At 58.4% G+C, this 24,362-nt stretch carries 21 protein-coding genes; 9 read left to right on the top strand and 12 right to left on the bottom strand.

The window, feature by feature from the left end; all coding sequences use genetic code 11:
* Nucleotides 1–138 precede the first annotated feature (138 nt).
* Nucleotides 139–2,454 (top strand): PAS domain-containing sensor histidine kinase, encoded by a 2,316-nt coding sequence (locus QEV83_RS13235; RefSeq protein ID WP_280128191.1) that lies wholly within the window; start codon nucleotides 139–141, stop codon nucleotides 2,452–2,454.
* Here the strand turns inward: QEV83_RS13235 and QEV83_RS13230 are convergent.
* The 7 genes from QEV83_RS13230 to QEV83_RS13200 all read right to left on the bottom strand — a co-directional run bounded on the left by QEV83_RS13230 (nucleotide 2,443) and on the right by QEV83_RS13200 (nucleotide 11,092).
* Nucleotides 2,443–5,391, bottom strand: a complete 2,949-nt coding sequence (locus QEV83_RS13230) for a bifunctional [glutamine synthetase] adenylyltransferase/[glutamine synthetase]-adenylyl-L-tyrosine phosphorylase (RefSeq protein WP_280128190.1) — start codon at nucleotides 5,389–5,391, stop codon at nucleotides 2,443–2,445. The two genes, QEV83_RS13235 and QEV83_RS13230, sit on opposite strands and share 12 nt — an antisense overlap.
* A complete protein-coding gene (locus tag QEV83_RS13225; protein ID WP_280128189.1) occupies nucleotides 5,388–6,824 on the bottom strand; it encodes an ATP-binding protein in 1,437 nt (478 codons plus the stop codon). The genes QEV83_RS13230 and QEV83_RS13225 overlap by 4 nt, the downstream gene beginning before the upstream one ends.
* On the bottom strand, nucleotides 6,811–7,494 hold the full coding sequence (locus QEV83_RS13220; RefSeq protein WP_280131059.1) for a response regulator transcription factor: 684 nt from the start codon (nucleotides 7,492–7,494) through the stop codon (nucleotides 6,811–6,813). Before QEV83_RS13220 ends, QEV83_RS13225 begins: the two co-directional genes overlap by 14 nt.
* A 130-nt stretch (nucleotides 7,495–7,624) precedes the next feature.
* Nucleotides 7,625–9,175 (bottom strand): Do family serine endopeptidase, encoded by a 1,551-nt coding sequence (locus tag QEV83_RS13215; RefSeq protein WP_280128188.1) that lies wholly within the window; start codon nucleotides 9,173–9,175, stop codon nucleotides 7,625–7,627.
* 196 nt (nucleotides 9,176–9,371) lie between these two features.
* Nucleotides 9,372–10,082, bottom strand: a complete 711-nt coding sequence (locus QEV83_RS13210) for a DUF2155 domain-containing protein (RefSeq protein ID WP_280128187.1) — start codon at nucleotides 10,080–10,082, stop codon at nucleotides 9,372–9,374.
* Between the two features lie 112 nt (nucleotides 10,083–10,194).
* Nucleotides 10,195–10,674, bottom strand: a complete 480-nt coding sequence (locus tag QEV83_RS13205; RefSeq protein ID WP_280128186.1) for an OsmC family protein — start codon at nucleotides 10,672–10,674, stop codon at nucleotides 10,195–10,197.
* A 16-nt stretch (nucleotides 10,675–10,690) separates the two neighbouring features.
* On the bottom strand, nucleotides 10,691–11,092 hold the full coding sequence (locus QEV83_RS13200; RefSeq protein WP_280128185.1) for an NADH:ubiquinone oxidoreductase subunit NDUFA12: 402 nt from the start codon (nucleotides 11,090–11,092) through the stop codon (nucleotides 10,691–10,693).
* A 1,217-nt stretch (nucleotides 11,093–12,309) separates the two neighbouring features.
* Between QEV83_RS13200 and QEV83_RS13195 the strand changes: the two genes are divergently transcribed.
* The 5 genes from QEV83_RS13195 (at nucleotide 12,310) to QEV83_RS13175 (ending at nucleotide 19,922) form a co-directional block, all read left to right on the top strand.
* Nucleotides 12,310–15,954, top strand: coding sequence for a vitamin B12-dependent ribonucleotide reductase (locus QEV83_RS13195; protein WP_280128184.1), 3,645 nt, complete (start codon nucleotides 12,310–12,312; stop codon nucleotides 15,952–15,954).
* Between the two features lie 303 nt (nucleotides 15,955–16,257).
* Nucleotides 16,258–16,614: a helix-turn-helix domain-containing protein gene (locus QEV83_RS13190; RefSeq protein WP_280128183.1), complete on the top strand. Its 357-nt coding sequence runs from the start codon at nucleotides 16,258–16,260 to the stop codon at nucleotides 16,612–16,614.
* 11 nt (nucleotides 16,615–16,625) lie between these two features.
* Nucleotides 16,626–17,696 (top strand): hypothetical protein, encoded by a 1,071-nt coding sequence (locus QEV83_RS13185; protein ID WP_280128182.1) that lies wholly within the window; start codon nucleotides 16,626–16,628, stop codon nucleotides 17,694–17,696.
* Nucleotides 17,689–19,218 carry a hypothetical protein gene (locus QEV83_RS13180; protein ID WP_280128181.1) on the top strand — a complete coding sequence of 510 codons (1,530 nt, stop codon included), beginning with the start codon at nucleotides 17,689–17,691 and terminating at the stop codon, nucleotides 19,216–19,218. Before QEV83_RS13185 ends, QEV83_RS13180 begins: the two co-directional genes overlap by 8 nt.
* Before the next feature lie 329 nt (nucleotides 19,219–19,547).
* The gene (locus QEV83_RS13175; RefSeq protein ID WP_280128180.1) at nucleotides 19,548–19,922 is read left to right on the top strand and encodes a hypothetical protein; all 375 of its coding nucleotides are present in this window, start codon (nucleotides 19,548–19,550) and stop codon (nucleotides 19,920–19,922) included.
* A 188-nt stretch (nucleotides 19,923–20,110) separates the two neighbouring features.
* Here QEV83_RS13175 and QEV83_RS19480 read toward each other — a convergent pair whose 3' ends face one another.
* The 4 genes from QEV83_RS19480 to QEV83_RS13160 form a co-directional block, all read right to left on the bottom strand.
* On the bottom strand, nucleotides 20,111–20,332 hold the full coding sequence (locus tag QEV83_RS19480; RefSeq protein ID WP_348273226.1) for a hypothetical protein: 222 nt from the start codon (nucleotides 20,330–20,332) through the stop codon (nucleotides 20,111–20,113).
* Nucleotides 20,333–20,344: 12 nt separating this feature from the next.
* Nucleotides 20,345–20,467 (bottom strand): GIY-YIG nuclease family protein, encoded by a 123-nt coding sequence (locus QEV83_RS19475; RefSeq protein WP_348273225.1) that lies wholly within the window; start codon nucleotides 20,465–20,467, stop codon nucleotides 20,345–20,347.
* Between the two features lie 102 nt (nucleotides 20,468–20,569).
* Nucleotides 20,570–20,914, bottom strand: a complete 345-nt coding sequence (locus tag QEV83_RS13165) for a hypothetical protein (protein ID WP_280128179.1) — start codon at nucleotides 20,912–20,914, stop codon at nucleotides 20,570–20,572.
* A gap of 190 nt (nucleotides 20,915–21,104) precedes the next feature.
* Complete coding sequence (locus QEV83_RS13160) at nucleotides 21,105–21,254, bottom strand: hypothetical protein (RefSeq protein WP_280128178.1); 150 nt, start codon at nucleotides 21,252–21,254, stop codon at nucleotides 21,105–21,107.
* A gap of 245 nt (nucleotides 21,255–21,499) precedes the next feature.
* Here QEV83_RS13160 and QEV83_RS13155 point away from each other — a divergent pair, with 245 nt between their 5' ends.
* On the top strand, nucleotides 21,500–22,000 hold the full coding sequence (locus tag QEV83_RS13155) for a flavin reductase family protein (RefSeq protein ID WP_280128177.1): 501 nt from the start codon (nucleotides 21,500–21,502) through the stop codon (nucleotides 21,998–22,000).
* Between the two features lie 157 nt (nucleotides 22,001–22,157).
* Here QEV83_RS13155 and QEV83_RS13150 read toward each other — a convergent pair whose 3' ends face one another.
* Nucleotides 22,158–22,406, bottom strand: a complete 249-nt coding sequence (locus tag QEV83_RS13150) for a hypothetical protein (RefSeq protein ID WP_280128176.1) — start codon at nucleotides 22,404–22,406, stop codon at nucleotides 22,158–22,160.
* Between the two features lie 268 nt (nucleotides 22,407–22,674).
* Here QEV83_RS13150 and QEV83_RS13145 point away from each other — a divergent pair, with 268 nt between their 5' ends.
* Complete coding sequence (locus tag QEV83_RS13145; RefSeq protein WP_280128175.1) at nucleotides 22,675–22,932, top strand: hypothetical protein; 258 nt, start codon at nucleotides 22,675–22,677, stop codon at nucleotides 22,930–22,932.
* A gap of 150 nt (nucleotides 22,933–23,082) precedes the next feature.
* Nucleotides 23,083–24,357 (top strand): DUF2235 domain-containing protein, encoded by a 1,275-nt coding sequence (locus tag QEV83_RS13140; RefSeq protein ID WP_280128174.1) that lies wholly within the window; start codon nucleotides 23,083–23,085, stop codon nucleotides 24,355–24,357.
* Nucleotides 24,358–24,362: the final 5 nt, after the last annotated feature.

The raw sequence follows: 24,362 nt of genomic DNA, 5'->3' as shown, positions 1-24,362 counted from the left end.
ATCTCTGGACAAAACACAAAAGGGAGACTTTGATGGTCTCGATTCGGAGAGGTGCGGCACATCACTCCGGTCAGTTTCGATGGGGGCCTGAATATGGCGCGCGCTCAGGCGGCGCATGCTTCTGCGCGAGCAGAGGCAATGCGAGATATTAGCTGTACGGCGCAGCAACCGGCTGTCTTACGTATTACGCATCTGGAAATTTGGGTCCGCCGCGCGGTCCCCGCGATGGTGGTGCTGTTCGCGGGGGCGCTGGTTGCGATTTCTGCCGTTATCACCGGCGACGCTTATGATCGCGCCCTCACCGACGCTTTTTCCGACCTTGAGTTGACGGCCCGCGTCATCAGCGGAAACCTCGACGCCACGTTTCGCGAGCACCCCAACGCCGAACTGGCAGCAGCTCTGACGCAGGCCGTGCCATCGCGCGCCTTGGCCCGCGGACAGCAGGTGATTGTCAGTGACGCCGCCGGCAACATCGCCAGCGCCACACCAGCGCTTCCCTCCGGCACGGGCTCGCTCAACGACATTCTGGGCCCGGCGCAACCCTTGACGATTTTTGCGGAGAAAGCTGGAGTCCTGCGGATCGATCTTGCGGATGGCTCGGAAGCCTTGGCAAGCGTGCGCACTTTGGCTCCGCCCTTCGGCCAGGCTGCCATCATTTATCCGATGACGGCGGTTCTCGCCGAGTGGGAGGCGTCGACGTTCCGCGCTGCAGTGCTTGTCATCTGCACTGTCGTTGTCTTGATGGCCTTGGCCATGGCCTATTTCTGGCAAGCCTCGCGCGCCAGGGAGTCCAATCAACTCTGCGAACGCATGCAGGCCCGCGTCGATACCGCGCTGAGCCGGGGACGCTGCGGTCTTTGGGATTGGGATCTGGCGCGCGGGCGTATTTATTGGTCGGATTCGATGTATGAGATCCTTGGCATGACCGCGGATCGTCAATTTCAGTCGTTTGGCGACATCAATGCGCTGGTGCATCCGCAGGATGGCGACCTCGCGGCGATGGCCGAGATGCTCGCCAGCTCGCAAGCCGAGTCCATCGATCATGTCTTCCGGATGCAAAACGTCAAGGGCGAGTGGATCTGGCTCAGGGCGCGGGCCGAACTTGTTCAGGAACGGGACGGCGCCCCACCGCATCTCGTCGGGATCGCGGTTGACATCACCGAACAAAAGATTCTCGCCGAGCGGACCGCAACGGCGGATCTACGCCTGCGTGACGCCATCGAGACCGTATCGGAAGCCTTTGTTCTTTGGGATGCCAACAATCAACTCGTGATGTGCAATTCCAAGTTTCAAAAATTCCATCATCTGACGAGTGACGCAGTCGCCGCGGGCACGCCCTATGCACAGGTGATGGCGAAAGGCACACCGCCCGTCATCCAAACGCAAATCCCGCTCGGCGAGCGGCCACTGGCGGGAGCGCGCACCTATGAGGCGCGGCTTGGCGATGGCCGCTGGCTGCAAATCAATGAACGGCGCACGAAAGACGGCGGTTACGTTTCGGTCGGCACCGACATTTCCGCGCTGAAGCGCCACGAAGAGCAATTGATGGATTCGGAGCGCCGCCTGATGGCGACCGTCGCCGACTTGCGCAAATCACGTCAAACGCTGGAATTGCAGGCCCAGCAACTCGCCGATCTCGCGGAAAAATATCTGGAGCAAAAGGCCGAGGCAGAAACCGCGAACCAAGCCAAGTCAGAATTTCTCGCGAATATGAGCCACGAGCTGCGCACGCCGCTCAATCATATCATTGGCTTTGCCGATATGATGCAGCAAGAAACATTTGGTCCCTTGGGATCGGAGAAATATTGCGACTACAGCCGCGACATCAAACAAAGCGGCGAATATCTGCTGGGCGTGATCTCGGATGTCCTCGACATGTCGCGCCTCGAATCCGGCCGTGTTCACCTGCAAAAGTCCGACTTCGAGATCGACGGCGCCGTCGGCGCCGCGGTCAGCGCGATTGAGGCGATCGCCGCCGAGAAAGAAATCAGCGTCACCGCGGAAACCTTGCCGGACAAGCATATTCACGCCGACCGCGCCGCCGTCGAAAAAATTCTCACGATCCTCTTGCGCAACGCCGTGAAATACACGCCCAATCACGGCCGTGTCAGTGTCCGCGCGCGGATGGTGCAAGGCGCCATGAACATCTATGTGGAAGATACCGGAATAGGGATTTCCCCGGCGCCGCTGGCGCGGCTCGGCCGGCCCTTCGAGCAATTTGAGAGGACGCTCGACAATGGCATGAAGGGCTCGGGGCTTGGTCTTGCCATTGCGCGCTCGCTTGTCGATCTCCATGGCGGTTCAATACGGATTCGCTCGTCCGTCGGCAATGGCACCATCGTCCTCGTCCATTTGCCGGAGGCGCGTGACGCACCCCGCCAAAAGCTGCTGTTGGCGGCAGGCGCCTTGCGGCGGCCGGCGGAGCCGCAAAAATTGCGGGCTTTATCGCGCTAAAAGAATCTTGTCGAAGACAGCACGCACATCCGCGCGGGTATCGCTGAGACGGCTTTCGAGCGCGCTCAAATCCGGCTCACCGGCGGCTCTGGAAAGGCGCCGCCTCACCGCTTCATTCGCCTCGCGCGGGCTTGTTCCCATATCCAAGGTCAACCGCAGGATTTGCGTCACATCCGTCAGCAACCGATAGGCGCTCGTGACGCAGCGCGCATCTTCGGCATTGAGCTTTCCGATCCGCGCCGCCGCCTCGATCACGGCCAAGGGCGAAACGCACACCAGGCTTGGCTCGGCATGGGCATGGCGCAGCAACAGATATTGGGCCAAGAATTCAATGTCGATCAGCCCCCCGGCCGCAAGCTTGAGATCCCAAGGATCCTGCTCGCCCTTCTCCTTGGCGATCAGGCGGCGCATATCATGAACATCTTTTCGCAACCCGTCGCCGCGCTGGCGCGTGAGCACGGCACGTATGGCGTCGCAGGTTTGTACGCCAAGCGCTTTGTCGCCAGCGACCGGCCGCGCCCGCGTGAGCACCATATGTTCCCAGGTTTCGGCTTCCGTGGCTTGGTATCCCGCGAAACTTGAGTATTGGGTCGCCAGCGGCCCTTTGCCGCCGGAAGGCCGCAGCCGCATATCGACATCATAGAGCCGTCCGCGCCGCGTCGCGACGGTCAGGGCCGAGATCAGACGCTGGACCAGCCTTGTATAATATTGCACCGCATGAAGAGGCCGCGAACCCTCCGACTCCGGCCGCGCGGCATCGAAATCGTAAATTAGAATGAGATCGAGATCGGAGGCCGCCGTCATCTCGCGCGAACCAAGCTTGCCGAGTGCCAAAACTGTCAGCCTGCCACCCGGCACTTTTCCATGCTCGCGGGAAAAATCGCGTTCGACATGGGCAAGAGCAGTTTCGACAATGCTCGCCGCCAAGGCGGAATAAGCAAGCGCAGCGCCGGAAGGCTCGATCATGCCGGACCACAGCCGCAGACCAATGGGGAACAATTCCTCCTGCGCGAAATCGCGCAGCGCGTCGAGGAATTCCTCGGTTTCGAATTTGTGGCGGAGGATCTGACTGGCCCGCTGGGAGAACGCGTCTTCGTCGAGCGGAGCCCTGAGGACATCAGGATCGATCGCCGCATCGAGCACATGCGGATGGCTGATGATGGTGCGGGCAAGCCGTGGGGCGCCGCCAAGAATTTCTCCGAACAACTCACAAATCGGAGGATTGGATTTCAGCACCAAAAACAGTTCGGCGGCTGCTGGCATTCCGGCAAGCGCGGCATCCAAACCAGCAAGCGCGGCGTCGGGATCGCCCGACCGGGAGAAGGCTTGCAAGAGCAAGGGGACCAATTCGGTCAGGATTTCCCTTGCTCGCGCGCCGCGCACGGCGGGGCGGCGGCCAAAATGCCAACCCCGGATGGTTTCGACGGCAAGGGCCGCTTGTTTGAAGCCCAAACGCAGCAATGTTTCGAGCGTCTCGGGATCCTCCGTGGCGCCCGTGAAAACCAAGCTGCCAGCCGCGACATCGAGTCTTGGCGAATGTTCAAACAAGCGCTCATAATGATGCGAGACAAGCCGCAGGCGATGCGTCACTTCGCTGCAAAAGCGGCGTTTTTGCGCATAGCCGCAAAATCTCGCGAAGCGCCCCAACGTGTCTTCGTCGGACGGCAACCGCTGAGTTTGCTCATCGTCGACCATTTGCAACCGGTGTTCGATCTCCCGCAGGAACAGATAGGACGCCCGCAAGTCGGCGACCGCGTCCTGCGTCACCCAGCCCTCGTTGCCAAGTTGCTCCAGCATGTCGAGGGTGCGCGATCCTCGCAGGCGCGGCCGCTTACCGCCGAAAATCAGCTGTTGGGTCTGCACGAAAAACTCAATTTCGCGAATGCCGCCGCGCCCCAATTTTACATCGTGACCGGCGACCGCAATCTCGCCATGACCCCTTGAGGCATGAATTTGCCGCTTCATCGCGGCGATGTCGGCAATCGCGGCATAATCGAAATATTTCCGCCAGATGAACGGCATGAGATTGGCGAGAAACGTCTCGCCGAGTGCTTTGTTGCCGGCAACCGGGCGCGCCTTGATGAAGGCCGCGCGTTCCCAGTTCTGGCCAAGACTTTCGTAATAGGAATAAGCCGTCGGCAGCGCGATCGCGACCGCTGTCGATCCTGGGTCGGGACGCAAGCGCAAATCGACGCGCTCGACATAGCCGTCCGGCGTCCGCTCCTGGAGCAGCCGCACGATCCCCTTGGTGAGGCGGGAAAAGAGCGTCGCCGGATCCACGGTTCCGGTAATCGACGCGCATTCGGGATCGAAAAAGACAACGATATCGACATCGCTCGAATAGTTGAGTTCGCGCGCGCCAAGCTTGCCAAGCGCCAGAATGACCAGCCCGCAACCGGTCTCGATATCATCCCCATCGGCGAGACGCAGCCGGCCAGCCCTTCCGGCTTCGCGCAGCACATGCCGCAAGGCCACCGAGATAAATGTATCGGCTGCGCGCGACAGCGCCCCCGTCGTCGCGATCACGTCGAAGGCGCCGCCAAGATCTGCCAGTGCAATCAGAAGTGCACTCTCTTGCTTCGCAAGGCGCAGCGCGCGCATGATCGCGGCATCGCTCCCGGCGCTCGCCTCGGCTTTTTCACAGGTGGCAAGACAAGCGGCAAGCACAGTCTCTGGATCAGAGGCAAGACATCGTCCGAGCCGTGGGACATCGGCCGTCGCGAGGCGCCAGAGAAACGGCGAATGATCGGCGAGTGCCAAGAGAAGGGCGCGGACATTCGGCTGTCCGGCGAGTTTTTGCAACTCGGCATCCTCGGACCACTCGAGAAACTCGGCGAGGCGAGACCCGGCGCGGCGTCCATCGGACAGCTGCGGCGCGGTACAAATGCGCTGCCAGAGCGGCGGCGCCACTTCGGGGCCGGGCGCGGCATCGCTCATGCCGCCTCATCCGGTTTCGGCAAGGCCAAAGGCGCCTCTGGTTCGCGGCGAACCGGTACCGCCGGAAGCTGGATAACGACACGAAGACCGGGCCCATTGTCCTCCAGCCGCAAGCTCCCATTGTGAAGGCGGGCGACCGCCGCGGCGAGGGAGAGGCCAAGGCCGGAGCCCGGCCGCGAACGCGCGTTTTCAAGCCGCACAAACCGGCCGAGCACACGCGGGCGGTCGATTTCCGCAATCCCCGGACCTTGATCGGCGACGACGAACTCGATATTGCGGCCGCTTCGCCGCGCCGTAATTTCGACGCTGGCATCTGGCTTTGCCGCAGCCAGGCTGCCATATTTCAAGGCGTTGTCGACAAGATTGGCGATCGCCTGACCGACGAGTTCGCGGCTTCCGTGCAGCGTGAGATCGCTTCCGGCGGAAACACGGAGCGCGACACCGCGCTCTTCGGCAACCGGTTCGTACAGTTCGCCGACATCCCGCGCAACGGCGCCCGCGTCGAAATCGGTCATGCCCTCGCGCCCGGCCCCGGCTTCCGCCCGCGCGATGCTCAAAAGCGCATCAAAGACCTGGATCAAGCGGTCGGATTCCTCAAGCGCCTTTTCCAGGGCGCCGCGATATTCCTCGGGGCTTTTGGCGGTGCGCAGAGCCTGTTCCACGCCACCGCGCAGACGGGTCAAGGGCGTCTTGAGATCATGCGCGATATTGTCGGAGACCTCCTTCAATCCCGCCATCAAAATTGATATCCGCTCGAGCATGGCATTGAAATTCCGCACGAGCCGGTCGAGTTCGTCGTCCGTGCCAGCCAAATTCAGCCGGCCAGAGAGATCTCCCGCGACAATCGCCCTTGCGTTGGCGTTGATGGCATCGACGCGATTGAGAACCCGCCGCGCAACCCACAGTCCGCCGAGCGTGCCAATCACGATGAGCCAAAAAAGCGATGTCAGCAGCGCATTCGCGAGAATATTGCGCAGCCGGTCGCCTTCCTCCAGATCATGGCCGACCAGAAGGCGGAACCCACCCTCCAACATAAATACCCGGACGAGGGCCCGATGCTTTCCGGTCGCATCGCCAGGAGGCTGATAGGCCGTCTCGACAAGACCCGGATTTGCCAAAATCGCAGGCGGCAGAGTGGCGATGTTGCCGGCAATCGGTTCTCCGGCGGCCGTCGTCACCAGGTAAAGCCCGGCGCCCGGACGGCGGGTCCGCCTTTGAATAATGTTGACGAGCCGGCGGATGCCGCCTTGCGCATATTGTTCGGACAGCCCGGTAATATTCGTGTCTATGGTTTGGGCGATCTGCTCATCGATCACATTTTTCATGTTCCAGCCGACCGTACCGAGAACCAGCCCGGCGCCGATCGCGGAAATCACCAGATAGGCGAGCGATATTTTAAAGACGGTCGTGCGAAAGAGCTTACCGAGTGCCATCGCGTATCATGTATCCGGCGCCGCGTATCGTTTGGAGGAGCGGCGGATCGAAGCCCTTGTCGATCTTGGCGCGCAGCCGCGAGATATGGACATCAATCACATTGGTTTGCGGATCGAAATGGTAATCCCATACATTTTCGAGCAGCATTGTCCGCGTCACCACTTGCCCCGCATGTTTCATCAAATATTCAAGCAAGCGAAATTCTCGCGGCTGCAAGGGAATGTCCTTGCCGTCACGGGTCAGCTTGTGGGCAAGCCGGTCAAGTTCCAAGCCGTGCACCCGGTAAACGGTATCCTCGCCATGCTCCGGCCGGTTGCGCCGGGCGAGCACCTCGATCCGCGCCAGCAGCTCCGAAAAGGCGTAAGGCTTTGCGAGATAATCATCGCCCCCCGCGCGCAGCCCCTTGACGCGATCATCGACCTGTCCCAGGGCGGACAGGATCAGCACCGGCGTTTGAACTTTCTGGGCCCGCAAGCTGCCAATCAGTGATAGGCCGTCGAGCTTCGGGAGCATCCGGTCGACGATGAGAACGTCGTAGGTTTCCTCGCAGGCCCGGGCATAGCCCGCAAGCCCATCGCCGACATGGTCGGCAACATGGCCGGCCTCGCGAAATGCCTTGACCATATAGGCAGCGGCTTCGGAATCATCTTCGACAATCAGGATTCTCATGAGCGAGATATAACGCATTCCCACGCAAAACAGCAGGCCGGAAATTGCTTCCGGCCTGCCGCCTCCTGGGAGCTGGCGCCGCGACTGGACGCACGGCGCCGCTAATCCAAGCCTCGGGGGGACATGAGGCTCAGGAAGCTGGATTGACCGCGATCGCCACGAAATGGGTGCCCTCGCTGCCCTTGACCCGCAAAAGAACGGCCTTGCGATTGTCCTTCTTGGCCTCGGCGAGCGCCGCTTTGACGTCGGCCGGTTGGTTGACGGCGTGACCACCCGCCTCGAGGATCACGTCACCCACCTGCATGCCCTTTTGCGCGGCGGCGCCGTCGGGATCCATGTCAGCGACCACCACGCCCTTGCTTCCGGCGCCTTGAACGCTGGACGCTGGGGCAAGCGTCAAGCCAAGGCCGCCAAACGAATCGCCTTCCTGGCTGTTGCCCGTTTGCGCTTTCGCTTCCTTATCGTCCGGCAAGGAACCAAGCTTGACCGAAGTGGTTTTCTCCGATCCATCGTGCCAGTACATCAAGTCGGCCTTTTTCCCTGGGCCGAGCGCCGCAACTCTCTTGGCAAGATCGCGCGGGCCATCGATACGCTCGCCGTCAATGCCAAGAATAACGTCACCCGATTTGATCCCGGCGCTGCTCGCGGGCGAATCGGCCTGGGCTTCCGCGACGAGGGCGCCTTTGTTGGACTTCAACCCAAGGCTGTCGGCGATCTCCGCGGTAACCGGCTGAATCTGAACGCCAATCCACCCCCTCGCGACAACGCCCTTGTCCTTTAGCGAGGCAATCACGTTTTGCGCGGTGTCGGAGGGAATCGCAAAGCCAATGCCGACGCTGCCGCCCGAGGGCGAGAAGATCGCCGTATTGACCCCGACGACCTGGCCTTGACCATTGAAGCTCGGGCCACCAGAATTGCCCCGGTTTACCGGCGCGTCGATTTGCAAGAAGTCGTCATAAGGGCCAGCGCCAATGTCGCGCCCGCGCGCCGAGACGATGCCCGCCGTGACTGTGCCACCCAAGCCAAACGGATTGCCGACCGCGATGACCCATTCCCCAACGCGCGGCGGCACCTTGGCGAATTCGACATATTGATAAGGGCCGCCCTGCTGGACTTTCAACAGAGCCAAATCGGTTTTCTTATCGGTCCCGACGATCGTGGCCGGCACACTTTTGCCATCGTCCAAGGTCACCGAAACTTCGGTCGCATTCTCGACGACATGGTTGTTGGTCACCATAAAGCCATCGGGCGTAATAAAGAATCCCGACCCTTGCGCCTGCGTGACATGCGGCTTCAAATGATGCCCGCCCGGGCCGCCTTGATGCTTGCCGCCTTCCTCGCCGAAATGCTTGAAAAAGCGCTCAAGCGGGTCGCCCGGCACGATGCGCGGCGCCTCATCCTCATCATCGGATTCGGCGGTCTCGGTGGTCTTGACCTTGACCGACACGACCGCGCCGCGAACGTGATCCACGACATCGGCGAAAGAGGTTGGCGACACCGTCTGCGACATTTCGGTTTGCGGCGTGGCGGCGCGCGCTTGGCTCAAACCACCGCCGTTCATGCCAGCCAAAGCCAAGGCAGCGACGGAGCCCAGAAGCACGGCACGAATTTCGTAGCGCCGGCGCAGGATCAAAGGCGGCGCCTTCGGGCTATCGGGCCGGCGGGACTGGATATAAGCCATAGATTTCTCCATTTGGATTCGGAAAGACAAACCGTCAGTGGCAAACAACATGGGGGTGCATCGGTTACGATGCCATTTCAGCGACATGAAAACTTCGTAACCTGCGCAATGCGTCAGCTTGGCGGGAATGCCCTCTCGCGCCGGAAATGGCTGCACGAAAGACCCGACGTGCCTAATTAATCTGGAGCAATCAGGTTTAATTTTGTTGGGCGGGCAACCGCTCGGGCGGGACGGGATGGAACCCTGGCGGCGGCCCAACTTCAATGGGAGTGTCGAGCTGCGGCGCGGCCCCATCTTGCGGGTCGAGCGGCGGCGGGTCAGCGGGGTCATCCACTGGCGGCGGCGCGTCGGCGGGCTCCGCCACCGGCGGTGGCGCGTGATGCTTGCCTCCATGACCCTGATCGCGAGTTCGCGATGGTTTCGCCGGGGCTGTCTCTGGCGCCACGTTTGGCATATCGGGCGGCGGCATGACGGCCGCAGGATCGGGCGCCGGACCCGTTTCGGGTGGCTCATGGCCGCCGGTGCATTCGGTCAGCCAAATATCGTAAATCGGATGCTCGATTCCGTGCAGGCCAGGGCTCGCCGCGAACATCCAGCCGGAAAAAATCCGCTTATATTTCTTGGCGGCATCGACTTCATCCACCTCGACAAAACTTGTCGTTTGCGGCGCTTCGGTCGCGGGACGGGTTAAGCAAGCCCGTTCGGTGATTTGCAGCGTGCCAAATTGGACGGTCTCCCCCGTCGCGGCTTGAAACGCGATGGTTCGCCCGGTGATCTTGTCCAAACCGGAAAACACCGCGATGGGGTGCTTGATCTTATCGGCTTGCACAGGTGTCGCTAAGATAAGCGCCGCGCCCGCAAAAAATCCGGCGGCGGAAGATGGCAAATGGAAATGAAGATGAAACATGGATCGGCCTTCGCCTTGACTGACAATGAACCAAAAAGGGAGCAGCCTCCCGCCTCATTGGTCTTAGCCTACCGCCTCCCGGTGCACCACGAAATTCCGGCCGGAATTGGGCCTAGGCCGTCGGGGGTTGCTTGATCGAAGGTTCGAGAATTACGGGAAAATTCACCGAATTCGCAATGAAGCAAGCTTCATGGGCCTCTTGGTGGAGGCGCAGCGCCTCCTGAACGTCGCCGGTCTCAATCGTCACGCTTGGGCTCAACAGAATGGACTCGAAATGTCCCTTCTCCTTGCCCGATTCGAGCAATCGGCCGGACGGGCGGTCTTCATAGGCTCCAACGCGGATCCCAGCGTTGGCGCAGAGATGCAAATACCAAAGCATGTGGCAAGACGACATCGCCACGACGAGCAGTTCCTCCGGATTGTACATCGCTGGGTTGCCACGAAATGCCGGATCTGCGGACAGCGCGAGATCAGGTTTTCCCGCGATGCGTGCCACATGGCTGCGATCGTACCCCGAATATTTCGGCGTGCCCTGCCCGAGGTTCCCTGTCCAGGTTACGGACGCCTCATAGATGTGAACGCGTCCTGTCATGGACCAAGTCCCCGGCTCAGCCTTCCGGCGTCCAGGCCTCGTAGTCGCCGGTCGCCGGAGGCCGCGTATTGGCGGCCAGGGTCGAGCCTGGCGGCCGCCAGGCTTGCGGCGTGCCGGTCAAGTTCGGCAGATATGGCAATTGCCAAGGGCGCGGCGTGTAATTTTCATCGGTCGGCGGCGTGTCCACTGTGTGGTGGAGCCAGCCATACCAGCCGGGCGGGGTCATGGACCCCTCGCTGACGCCGGCATAAATGACCCAGCGACGCTCGAATCCCAGCGCCGCGTCGATTTTGCGGCGGCGGTAATAGCTATTCCCGAACTCATCCTTGCCGACGAATTGGCCGAAGAGCAAAGTATGCAGCGCGGTGTTCAAGGTCTCGCCGTGCCACCAGGAAAAAATCCGATAAAACCATTTCATGGGGTTCTGCCTTCGGCGTTGCGGGAGCAAACCCGCTCAGTGCCCGGGCGTTTATGGACGCGCAGGGACGCGCTGTCCAGAGCGGTGAAGCGGCAAAGCGCACGCGCCTTCGATTCGGGGCGGCTGTCAAGACGGAAAGCGCTTTCCAAACCTGAGTCTTCGTTGTGGGCGAACCACAAATCGACATTGCCGATTTGCTCGTGACCTACAATATTTAGTATCACCTAATCTGAAAGACACAACAAATGGGATTAAACAAGTTGGCGCTGTGCCCTGCCAGGCACAGCGCCTTCGCTCATCGCAACACCCGTCCATAGGAGTTACCAATGAGATTCAAAATCTTTATAGCTATATCATCGTATGAGATTAGCGGCGCGACCACTAATTGCGTTCGCCAACGCTACTTCCATCCCCTATCTCCAGAGAGATCAATCTTATGGAGCGCCCAAGGTGAGCCACTTCTGGTCTGTATTTATCCAGACGGATACTTGTCGCTTGAGGTGGATCCTACCTCATTTGACAGCTATTGTGACCCCAACGGCTGATGATACTTTGTACAGAAACACATACATTTCTAGCGTATTCGTATATACACCGCAAGTGGAAATGTAGCAACGCGCTACATTTCCCCAGCAAATCTAAAGCTAGCCTTCTACTTGGCACGACTCATGCTTTCGCCTCAATGTTTCTTCGAATTGCTCACTTGAATTCCGAAAAGGCTGTGGCCATCCAAGGTCACAGAAATTTATACATCGCACCGCCACCCCGAGCGCATCTGAACATTGCAGTCAAGGATCGACGACCGCCCGGGAGGCGGGCGCGCCTTTGGCTCGTCCTTGAGTTCAAAGTTCAGATACGCTTTTCTGCCGCCATGCGATGTATAGATTTCTCGGCGTAGGATACGCCATAGCGGGATCCCGGAAACCGTTTTGGCTTCGTGCGGGTTCGCGGCTTACAGAAACGCGCGTTCGGTCAGCAGAATGAATTTTTATAGGTGCGCGTTAACGATATGGAAACGTTTGTGTTACGCTATATATAGTGTCTGATAGGCTGTCAACGTCAATTTCTAGTAGAGAACAGAAATAGCAAATGTCGGGGATAACTGAAACGGCGATCTAAATACTGCGAGCCTTCCATCGCACACGGCGTCAGTCTGACGAAAGATTGTAGGAGCCAAGCGGGCCTGCAAATCATCCAAAATCGTTAGGGGGACCATAATGCGCATAGACCGGCACTACACCAAAGCTGAGCAATCCCCCTACGCGGAGATCGCGTTCCGGACAGCGAAAAGCGAAATCCGCAATCCCGACGGCTCGATCGTCTTCTCCCTCGACAACATCGACGTCCCCGCGGCCTGGAGCCAAGTCGCCTCGGATGTGCTGGCGCAAAAGTACTTCAGAAAAGCAGGTCTCCCTGCGCGGCTGAAACGCGTCCCGGAAGAGGAGGTACCGGAATTTCTGTGGCGCTCCTCCGCCGACGACGAGGCGCTGGCAAGCCTGCCGAAGGCCGAGCGCACAACCGGCGAGACTTCGGCGCGGCAGGTTTTCGACCGCCTCGCCGGCGCCTGGACCTATTGGGGATGGAAGGGCAAATATTTCGATTCGGAAGCCGATGCGTCAGCCTTCTTCGACGAATTGCGTTTCATGCTGGCGCGCCAGATGGCGGCGCCCAATTCGCCGCAATGGTTCAACACTGGTCTTCACTGGGCCTATGGCATCGATGGTCCGAGCCAGGGTCATTATTATGTCGACCACGAGACCAAAAAGCTCGTGAAGTCGAAGACCGCCTATGAGCATCCGCAGCCGCACGCCTGTTTCATCCAGTCGGTCGCCGACGATCTCGTCAACGACGGGGGGATCATGGACCTTTGGGTGCGGGAAGCCCGGCTCTTCAAATATGGTTCGGGCACTGGCTCGAATTTTTCCAAATTGCGCGGCGAGAACGAAAAGCTTTCAGGCGGCGGCAAATCCTCCGGCCTGATGTCGTTTTTAAAAATCGGCGACCGCGCGGCGGGCGCCATCAAATCCGGCGGCACGACGCGGCGCGCTGCAAAAATGGTCATTGTCGATGCCGATCACCCGGACATTGAAGATTTCATCGAGTGGAAAGTCAAAGAGGAGAGCAAGGTCGCGGCACTGGTGACCGGCTCTAAGACTCTGCAAAAAGCGTTGAAAGCGATCCTCCGCGCCTGCATCAATTGCGAAGGGCCGGACGGCGATTGCTTCGACCCGGACAAGAATCCGGCGCTGAAAAAAGAGATCAAGCTGGCGCGGCGCGCCTTCGTCCCCGACGCTTCCATCAAAAAAGTCATCCAGCTGGCGCGGCAGGGCCAAACCCACATCGATTTCGAGACATTTACGACCGATTGGGATTCGGAAGCCTATCTCACCGTCTCCGGCCAGAACTCCAATAATTCGGTGCGCGTCACCGACGCATTTTTGCGCGCGGTCGAGCAAGACAGCGAGTGGAGCTTGACCCGGCGGCTCGATGGCAAGCCGCATAAGGCGATGAAGGCGCGCGAGTTGTGGGACAAGATCGGCCGCGCCGCCTGGGCCTCCGCCGACCCCGGCCTGCAATATCACACGACCATCAATGATTGGCACACCTGCCCGGCGGCGGGACCGATCACCGCGTCCAATCCGTGCTCGGAATATATGTTCTTGGACGACACGGCCTGCAATCTTGCTTCGCTCAATCTGCTTCAGTTCCGCGATCCGGCGTCCTGTGACTTCGACATCGAATCTTATGAGCATGCCGTGCGGCTGTGGACGATCGTGCTCGAAATCTCGGTCATGATGGCGCAATTTCCGTCAAAGGAAATCGCACGGCTTTCTTACGAGTACCGCACGCTCGGCCTTGGCTATGCCAACATCGGCGGCCTTCTGATGTCGTCTGGCATTCCTTACGATAGCGACGAGGGCCGGGCGATTTGCGGCGCTCTTTCCGCGATCATGACAGGCGTTTCCTACGCCACGTCGGCGGAGATGGCGGGCGAGCTTGGCGCCTTTGATGGCTATGCGCAAAACGCATCTGCAATGCTGCGGGTGATGCGCAACCACGCGCGGGCGGCGCGCGGCGAGGCTGCTGGCTACGAGGCTTTGTCGATCGCCCCCGTCCCGCTCGACCATGCCGCGCTCAAAGACAAGGCACTCGGCGAACATGCCAGAGCCGCGTGGGATCGCGCGGTTCGCCAGGGCGAGCAACACGGCTATCGCAATGCGCAGGTGAGCGTCGTCGCGCCGACCGGCACCATCGGCCTCGTGATGGATTGCGATACCACCGGCATCGAGCCGGATTTCGCCCTCGTCAAATTCAAGAAGCTCGCGGGCGGCGGCTATTTCAAGATCATCAACCGCGCTGTGCCGGAAGGCTTGCGCACCCTCGGCTATGTGGCGCCCGAGATCGCCGAAATGGAGATCTACGCCACGGGACATGGCTCGTTGCACAATGCCCCAGGGATCAATCATGCGAGCTTGCGGGCGAAGAACTTTCCGCAAGCCAAGCTCGACGAGATCGAGGCGTTGCTCGGCGCCGCGTTCGACATCAAATTTGTCTTCAACAAATGGACGCTCGGCGCGGAGTTCTGCACGAATGTTCTGAAGATTCCGGCGGAAAAACTCGAGGATCAAAATTTCGATGTCTTGAGCTTTTTGGGATATTCCCGCGCCGAGATCGACGCCGCGAATATTTATGTCTGCGGCGCCATGACGCTCGAAGGCGCGCCGCATCTCAAGCCCGAACATTACGCCGTCTTCGATTGCGCGAGCCCGTGCGGGCGCACCGGCAAGCGCTTCCTTGGCGCTGAGAGCCACATCCGCATGATGGCGGCGGCGCAGCCGTTCATCTCGGGGGCGATCTCGAAGACGATCAACATGCCGAACGAAGCGGGCATCGAGGATTGCAAGGAGGCTTATATGCTCTCCTGGCGGCTTGGCCTCAAAGCCAATGCGCTGTACCGCGACGGCTCGAAACTGTCACAGCCGTTGAACAGCCAGCTGATCGCCGACGACGATGACGAGGCGGAGGACGCGGTCGAGGCGCTGATCGCTTCGAACGCGCCGGCCCGCACGGCCGCGGTCGCGGAGCGCATCGTCGAGAAAATTGTCGAGCGGATCGAGCATGTGCGCGACCGCGAGCGCCTGCCCGACCGGCGCAAGGGCTATACGCAGAAGGCCGTGGTCGGCGGCCATAAAGTTTATCTGCGCACCGGCGAATATGCGGATGGGCGGATCGGCGAAATCTTTATCGACATGCATAAGGAAGGCGCCGCCTTCCGCTCGCTGATGAACAATTTTGCCATCGCGATTTCGGTCGGCCTGCAATATGGCGTGCCACTCGAAGAATATGTCGATGCCTTCACCTTTACGAGATTCGAACCGGCGGGGCTCGTGCAAGGCAATGACACGATCAAGAATGCGACCTCGATCCTCGATTATATTTTCCGCGAACTGGCGATCTCGTATCTCGGCCGCAACGATCTCGCCCATATCGATCCCGCCGACATCGGCCATGACGTGCTCGGCAAGGGCGAGGAGCAAGGGCGTCCGCCGCAAGGCGCGGGGACGAAATTCGTGTCGCGCGGTTTTGTAAGATCGAAGGCGGAGAAATTGATGCTGGTGCAAGGCGGCGCGCAGGCCGCCACTGCGCTGAAAGGCGATCTTGCAAGCGAGGTCGAAGCGGAACTCGGCGGGCTCGAGTGGACAACTCCGGCCGAGCGCGCCGCCGTCAGCGAAAAGCGCACGCAAGCGCGGCTCAAAGGCTATACGGGCGAAGCCTGCGGCGAGTGCGGAAATTTCACCCTCGTTCGCAACGGAACCTGCTTGAAGTGCGACACCTGCGGCGGCACGACGGGCTGCAGCTAATGTCTCAAACATCAATTCTGTAAGGAAATCCCCGCCAATCGGACAAAAGTGTTTCACGTGAAACGTTTTGGTACGATTGGCGGGCGGAAATTTGGTGAGGCCGCGTACATCCGTGGGCTTGAAACGAGTGAGATTGCGCGGGGATTTGGTGCGTTTGGCTGTTTGCAGGAGTTCGAAAGGGAGGATGACACGGAACTCGACAGGCTCGAATGTCTGACACAGCCAAGATATTTTTCTAGAAGCTTAGCTCGCCCTACACATTTTGACTTGAAACTACACTTATAATTGAGTATATACCCATAGATGCGTAATACTTTGGACAATCCCCCGCCAGCAGCCACGCTCCTCTTCGAGGCTCTCAAAGAGGTAGAGCAGACGCTTGGCCTGCCTTTGTACTTGACCTTACTGGCCATCGCTCAGGAGCCAGGACTTTCGATCAATGAGCTAGCCGAGCGCATCGACGTGCCCCAGCAAACCGCCAGCCGTTACGTGGCCAGCCTGCAAGGCCGATACGATTCTCCCGGGCGCGAGATTGGACCGGTGCCGCTAGTCAGAATGGACATCAGCCAAGCCGATCCGCGTAGCCGCTCGCTGCATCTCACTCCCGTAGGCTCGAAGCGCCTTGATCGCCTTCTAAAATTGCTGAAATCGTCTCGATAACAGGATCGACCATGAGTGCCAATCCCCACAGCGCGGCAGCGAAACTGACGGGACTCGAATTGGAGAATGGCTGGCGAGTTTACAAAGCCGCACAAGCCAGTCCGAGTGCAACGGGGGGACACTTTTCACACAGTTACGTCGTTGAGAACGGTTCGCGCAAAGGGTTCCTCAAAGCCTTCGATTTCTCAGAGGCGTTTGGCCATGGCGCCGACACACCCCGACGCCTTCAGCAAATGACATCATCATTCAATCACGAAAGGGACATACTTTTTCATTGCAAAGATCGCCGCCTCTCAAAGGTGGTAATAGCGATTGAGCACGGCAGCGTTCAGGTTCCTGACTTCTCGTCAATCGAAGGCGAGGTGCAATATCTGATCTTCGAACTCGCAGACGGCGACATCCGTGGCCAGGTTGACGCCAGCAAACGCTTCGACAACCTATGGTGCCTCCGTGCCTTGAATGATGTTTGTCTCGGCCTCTGGCAGGTCCATCGCGAAATGATCGCGCATCAGGACCTAAAGCCATCGAATGTTCTGCTGTATCGCAAGTCAAACGAGTTCCGGCTTGCCGACTTTGGTTGCTGCTCTCGCCGCGGTGTGTTGGCCCCCCGTGACGAACTTAGCTTTCCGGGTGATTGGACCTACGCGCCACCCGAGTTAATTTACGGCTATACGCATCCAGATTTCTTCGCCCGCCGCGTAGGTTGCGACCTTTATATGCTCGGTAATATTGCTGCCTTTCTCTTCTGCGGCGTGAACATAACAACGCAAGTACTCACATGCCTACCACCGAATACCCATCCGAACGCGTGGACCGGCACATATGAGGACGTTAAACCTTATCTATGCCACGCTTTCACGGAGGTGCTCGAAAAAATCACGCCGCAGATCGATGAGCACATTTGCCCTGATGTCGTCCGCCTCATACGCGAACTATGCAATCCAGATGTGACGCGACGCGGTCATCCCCGTGGGGTTGGGAAACAAAGTCAATTTTCTCTCGAACGCTACGTCTCGGAACTCGGGCCTATCGTGAAGAGGGCTGAATTGGCGACCCGCTTGCGGCGAGCGGCTAATGCTTAATCCGACATCCAAAAAACGACAACTCATTCCCCAATGGCGTCGATTCGAATTAGCAATCACGTCAAACGAACTTGCTTCCCCCGGCCAGCGTAAGACGGTCGTTACTTCGACACCAATGCTGCCAGAACTTGTAAAGCGGATCGAACGCCTCCACCTAAATCCAGATTTGATAGCGGCCGCAGAGGTAGTCGAGAGCTCAATTATCTCTGGCCACGAACGGGAGGCTATTAGGGCTGCGCGCGTTGTTATGCAATCGGATAACGCAGTTCCGATGGTGCGAGCCATGGCTGCCACCCTCCTCAGAAGAAACGGGCGCGAGGATGTCTTACAAACCGCTTTCCACACATCAGATGCGACGACGTCACACCACTGGCGTACACGTACCCGCCTAAATCCCACGGATGCGGTGGCATGGGTGGAACTGGCCCGAGTCCAGGCTTGTAAGGGCCACGTAGACCATGCCAAGCGGTCGATGAAGATTGCTCTTCAACTCGCACCCACAAATCGACATGTGCTACGTTCGGCTACACGCCTCTACTTCCAATTTGGTGACCCGGAGACGGCTCACGACCTTGTGAAACGTAATCCTGCAACCCCAAGCGATCCGTGGTTGATGTCGGCCGAAGTTGCTCTTTCGGAATTTTCGGGCGCGAAGTCGCTGTTTATGAAAAAAGGCCTGGAACTAGTCGAAAATGAAATCATGATTCCTGCTCAAATCACCGAACTTGCCGGCGCTGTGGGAACTATTGTGCTCAAAGACGGTAGCCGTCGCGGGCGCAAACTCATCCGCATGAGCCTTAACGCACCAACCAGCAATTCACTTGCTCAAGCGGAATGGGTGTCTGTGACCTATCATGAGAAGGTAATGGACGAGAAGCAGTTGCAACTCGCAAGCGAAGCTTGGGAAGCAAAAGCAATCCAGGCTTTTTACGCGGGGGCTTTCGAACAGGCGTTGCTCTACGCTGAGTTATGGATGGAAGAGGAGCAATACAATCTTTCCGCCTATGCCACTGCGGCGGGGTTCGCAAATGTCATCGAGAATTTTGGCAAGGCAAAGGATATCGCTTCAAAAGGCCTGGCACTTAAGAAAGACGCTCCATCGCTTCTAAACGCTCTTGCTTTCTCGGCTGCCTGTCAGGGCGATCTAATAAAGGCGTCCGACTATTTGGTCAGCCTGCCAACAGATGATGACGCGCAGAACGCTATTGCCGACGCAAATCAGGGTCTGATTGCTATGCGTACCGGGAATTTCGACGAAGGAAGAAAGAATTATAGAAACGCGATCACAACAATGAAGCGGATCAACAATCGAGAGCTCGAAGTCAGCGCTACTATCTATTTTGCGTACGAGCTTGCACGTGCGGGGTTGGCCGATGAAAGTGCCGAAGCCGTAAGCATAGCAAAAGAAAAGAACCGTATCCTGAAACTGGCCAACGTGAATCTCATAATCCAAAGAATCAAGCAATTACCGGCCGCGCCATTAAGAGCCCCGGCCACACCACCCCATTCATCGCACGGCTGACCCGAGCGTATCTGAACTTTGAAGTCAAGGACGGCACGAAGTGCCGCCGTCTCCGGCGGGCATGCTCCTTGAGTTCAAAGTTCAGATACGCTTTTCTGCCGCCATGCGATGAGTGGTTTTTTCCGCGCACCATGCGCCGGGAAGAGCGCCAAATCTCCAAGTGCTCTGCCTATCCGCAATGTCATGGCCGGGCTTACCATCCATACATCCGCCTTTGGTGTTGGATGCCTGGCTCAAGGCCGGGCATGACGGCGGACTTTTTGATCGGCCCGTGGCTCTGGCATCGATTTGGGATATAATGCCATCAACCAACAATGGGGGAGCGTTCGATGCTGCATCGCAATTATTTCCTTCTCGCCATGTTATCACTTGCCATGTGTGTCCCGGCGCAGGCTGGCGGATTGCCGAAGCGCGTCGGCGACTGCGCGAAGACCAAGATCAAATCCGTCGAAACGCGTCTTGAAAACGCGCCGGACTCCGGTAGCGCGGTGAGCTTTAAGAATGGCGGCTATCAAGTGAGCTATGACACGGTGCCCGCGATCGTCCATTCGAAGGCGGGCGACCCGGTGCGCATGTGTCTCGTCTCGATACCAAAACATTGCCCGAAAGGAGACCATCGCGGCAAAGTCTACCGGACCACGAATCTGCGGACCCACAAAAGCTGGAAACTGATGGATTCGGAGCATATGTGCGGCGGCGCGTAAGCCGTTCTCTTCGCCGATGGGGGCCGGAAATCCCGGCCACACTACCCCATTCATCGCGCAACGCGCGCCGGGAAGGAACGCACCTCGTGTCACCGCCCTCGTGCTTCGAGACGGCGCTTCGCGCCTCCTCAGCATGAGGGCTTGGGGGGCCACTTCGCAGCCTCCTCAGCATGAGGGCTTTGGGATAGCTATGTATCAGTGTCCTCACCCTGAGGAGGGTCCGAAGGACCCGTCTCGAAGGGCGAGGACCTCTTGTTACCTCTCCGCCGAGCCAGCGCGGACAAGCGCTCGAAATCTCCACGTATATAGGCTTCTTTTTTGGCGCGCGACCAGCCCTTTATGCGCCGTTCTGCCGCGACCGCTTCGTCGATGCGTTCGTAATATTCGCTGAACATGAGTGACACTGGCAAGCGGCTCGCCGTTTAGCAGCCGTCAACAAGCCCTTGGGCGTGTTCGCTCACACGCTCTTCAACGCTCCGCCGCGTGATCCCCGTGTAATAGCTGACGTCGGCGCAGTGCAGGATGTATATCGAGGCGCCGGACATCGTACCTATTCTGCTTTCCCTCTGCCCCTCATGCTTCGAGACGATCGCTTCGCGATCTCTTCAGCATGAGGGCTTTGGGGTGGCTATATCAGTGTCCTCGCCCTAAAACCCCCGCCCAAAAGCAAAGCCGCCGATATATGGCGTTGGATAGGCATAATTCGTTGGATAGGCGTAAAAGGGATAGCGATAAGGATAAGCAAAGCCGCCGTCGGGCGCCACGAATCCTCCGTAGTAGCCATAGGCTCCATAGGGATAACCGTAGCCCCGGCCATAGTAGCCGTGACGATAGCGGACATCGACGATTTCGCGCGAGAATTCTCTGTCCGCAAGCGTGCTCCAGCCGAGCGGCGCAGCCGAAGATAGGCCGGGGCTGAACACGCCGGCACTGACGACGCCAAGCGTGGCGGCAGCGCGTGCAGACCGAGTCTTCATGGTCTTGATGCTCATGGGCTCCCCTTTCGCTTCCCTCTTTGCGGATGGCGGCAGCGTGTCCAGTTCGGGCTGTCTCACACCACGTTGTCAAGGATAGTGCGGCGGGGAACGGGATCAAGCGGCGAAGGAGCAACAAACATTTTATGTCTGGAACGCCGCCATCCGCATACGGCCATAGTGGGCGTTATTGGCCACGAATGTGAGGTTAAGACTCGTGGCCGGTTGCTTGTTTTGCCCCATGGTGGAGGCGATGGGAGCCGGTTTCTTTGCCGACTTCAACTGCGAAACCAAATTCGCGAAAAACGCCCTTGTCAGGCGCGTCTTTAAATCCGTCGTGATGAGCATCGGCTTTCAATCCAGGCTCGCGCGCTCCCTGGCTGCCATCATGGCTGTCTAGTCCATCTAAACAATGGGCAGAGCACTCGACCCGTCGAATTCATTTCGACGGTTTTCATTTGATCCAGTAAGCGCTAACGGACCGTGAACTTTGCATTTGCAATTTGAGGAAGCGCCGCGTCCTCGCGTGCAAAGTCCGGATGTGCTTTTCTGCCGCCATGCTATGACTGCGTTTTTCGCAAAGGACGCACACCGGAGGTACGAATGGGAACTTCCATTGCACGTTTGGTTCGGAGCCTGACGGCCGGCGTTTATGTGGTGGGCGTCGCGGATGGGGAGGTGCCCAATGCGTTCACCGCCGCCTTTGTGATGCAGGTCTCGTTCGATCCATTGCTGCTGGCCTTGAGTATCAATCCGGACCACTCCTCCTATGCGCTCTTGAAGCGGAGCGGCGCATTCAGCATCAACGTGCTCAAGAAGGGGCAATTGGAGCTTGCCGCGCATTTTGGCGGGCCAGCCAGCGCCAACAAATTGGCCTCGATGGAATGGACGCCTGGCAGGATGGGAGTGCCGTTGCTGCCTCAATGCTTGGCTTGGTTCGAATGTCAGTTGACCGCCGAATATCCGGCGGGTGATCATGTGCTGATTTTGGGAAAAGTCATGGACGGCAGACTGCTCGATGCCAAAGCCGACCCCCTGACCTATAGCGATACGGGCGCTTTGGATGGCGCGGCTGCCCTCTTTCCGGCGAGCTTTGACGACTGACCTTTTTTGTTGGCACACCAGACAGCAGTGGGGCAACACCGTTCATGGCACGGCCGCCCGAGCGTATCGGTCATTTGAAGTCTAGAGCCCGCAGCACAGGATGGAAATCGACACCCCGGGGTCCTTTTTTCATCCCCCACTGGTAATACTGAAGACTTTATCGCTCCTTGGGCGCGGCCCCCGGACATTTATCTTCCAAATCCTTCACCATCCTGGCCACTTCTTCCAGGTAATGCCCCGTCGCTACCGTTAAATTCTTGTTTTGCGTAACATCGATCATAATGGCCTGAAGCACATGATTCATCTTTTGTAAATCATGACGAAGTTCGTCAATTTTTTTTTGCCATTCTTCAGACATGGCACTTTCCCCCAAATGAAAATGCTGACCCTCAATTTCAGATTTCATTATTAAAGGCCAATTGCAGCATGTCGTCAAAGGTAATTCATCAAACTGATCTTGCCACGGTCGCCTCGCGTTCAAAGTATAACTCCATATTTCCAATGCGTTGCGATGAAAGGAATTTTCCATGGCTTGCGGGCTTCGAGACAGAGGTCCTGGCCGCTGATGGGTATCAGGCGTGGAAAAGCCGGTCGGCGGGCAAGCTGATTGACCCGCCTCTCGAATGACGGCATGGTTGGCGGCATTTAACCCAAGACTTTACGGGGGAAATAGAATGCGCAAATGCGAAACACGCATGCTGGCCGCGGCGCTGGCGCTCGCCGGCGCCATGATGGGCGCCATAACGAGTGCGGCCCTTGGCCTGACGGCGCAGCAGGAGCAGGCGGCGTGTCAGGACGATGCGATGCGTCTCTGTAGCGCCGCCATTCCGGATCCAGGAAGAATTCACTCCTGCCTTTACCAATATCGCGCCAGCATCAGTCCCGCCTGCCGCGCGATCGTCGCACCCGCTAAAAAACGCCGGCGGCATTAGCGAGCGCGCCCTTTTCCGCCGCCATGCGATGAATGGGATTTTCCGCGCAACGCGCGCGGGCAAGGAAGACTCCGTCCGCGGCCAGGGACCCTGGCGCGATGGCCGGTCATGAGATAGTTTTCAACGTCGATCACCTGGCGGGGGCGGGCGATGTCAAAAATTCTCGTTGTTTTCTGCGATGGCACATGGAATCGAGCCGATCAAAGCTCGAATGGACGCCCTTGTCCGACGAACGTTCTCCGGCTTTTTGAAGCCTGCTCGCCGGAAAACGAAAAAAAGGAGCCACAGATCGCCCATTATGTGGAGGGGATCGGAACGCAAATCACGGACAGGCTTATCGGCGGGATGTTCGGTTATGGAATCTCCGCGAACATCCAGAATGCTTATAGTTTTATTGCGAGCAACTATGAACAGGGAGACAAAATTTTTCTATTCGGATTTAGCCGGGGTGCGTATACCGCAAGGAGTATTGCCGGGTTCATCCGGAACATGGGAATCTTGACGCGGAACAATTTGCATCTGGTGACCAAAGCCTACCAATTGTATAAGGACGCATCTTCCAAATGGCATCCAGAAAGCCAGTTCTCAAAAAAATTTCGCGAGCGGTGCACGCATCAAAATGAAACCATCACCTTCCTCGGCGTGTGGGATACTGTTGGCGCCTTAGGTACGCCCTTCGGCACCCCGCTTGGCTGGCTCATTACGAAACTATGCCGAGCGGAATTCCATGACGTCAAACTGAGTTCCATTATCGAGAGCGCCTATCATGCCGTGGCCATCGACGAACGGCGCTGGCCATTTCGCCCGTGCCTATGGGAATTGAGCAAAACACACCGGGAGAAAAACGCAGAAAGCCTACGCATAGATGGGATTCCGCTTTACGAAGAAAAATGGTTCCCCGGCGTGCATTCAAATATTGGCGGCGGCTATGCGAATTCAGGCCTGTCGGATTGCAGCCTGAAGTGGATGGCGCAACGAGCCAGCAAACACGGCCTGCATTTGGATTTGGATTTCTCGCGAATTTCCGAACCGCGTTTTAACCCGGACGTGACACAGAGCATCGCCAATTCTCAAACCACCTACTATCGTCTCACGACGGTCCTGCTAAAGAAGCTGCCCAGCCTTATTGCAAGATTTCTACTCCTGTCCGACGACGGAGAGTATGAGAAAATACACCTCAACGGCGATTACATTCGTAGTATCAATGAGCGGGGAAACGTCGCTGAGGCTCTCAGCCAATATCCGAAAATAGACGCGTATCAAGGAGATCTCTCTGAATATGCGATTGCGAAGTTATGCGGCAAGGCTTCCTCCGTATATTGCCCTTTTAATATTCCTCTTGGGGAACCGGTTGCTCCGCAAAGCTGGTTCGAATGGTTGCGCGGGATCGCGATACGCCCATCGGCGCCCGGCATACTCGACTGAATTGA

It is taken from the genome of Methylocapsa sp. D3K7, from assembly GCF_029855125.1.
In the GTDB taxonomy this organism is placed as follows: domain Bacteria; phylum Pseudomonadota; class Alphaproteobacteria; order Rhizobiales; family Beijerinckiaceae; genus Methylocapsa.
The sequence above is the reverse complement of the archived record's forward strand: the minus strand, read 5'-3'. Positions and strand labels throughout refer to the sequence as shown.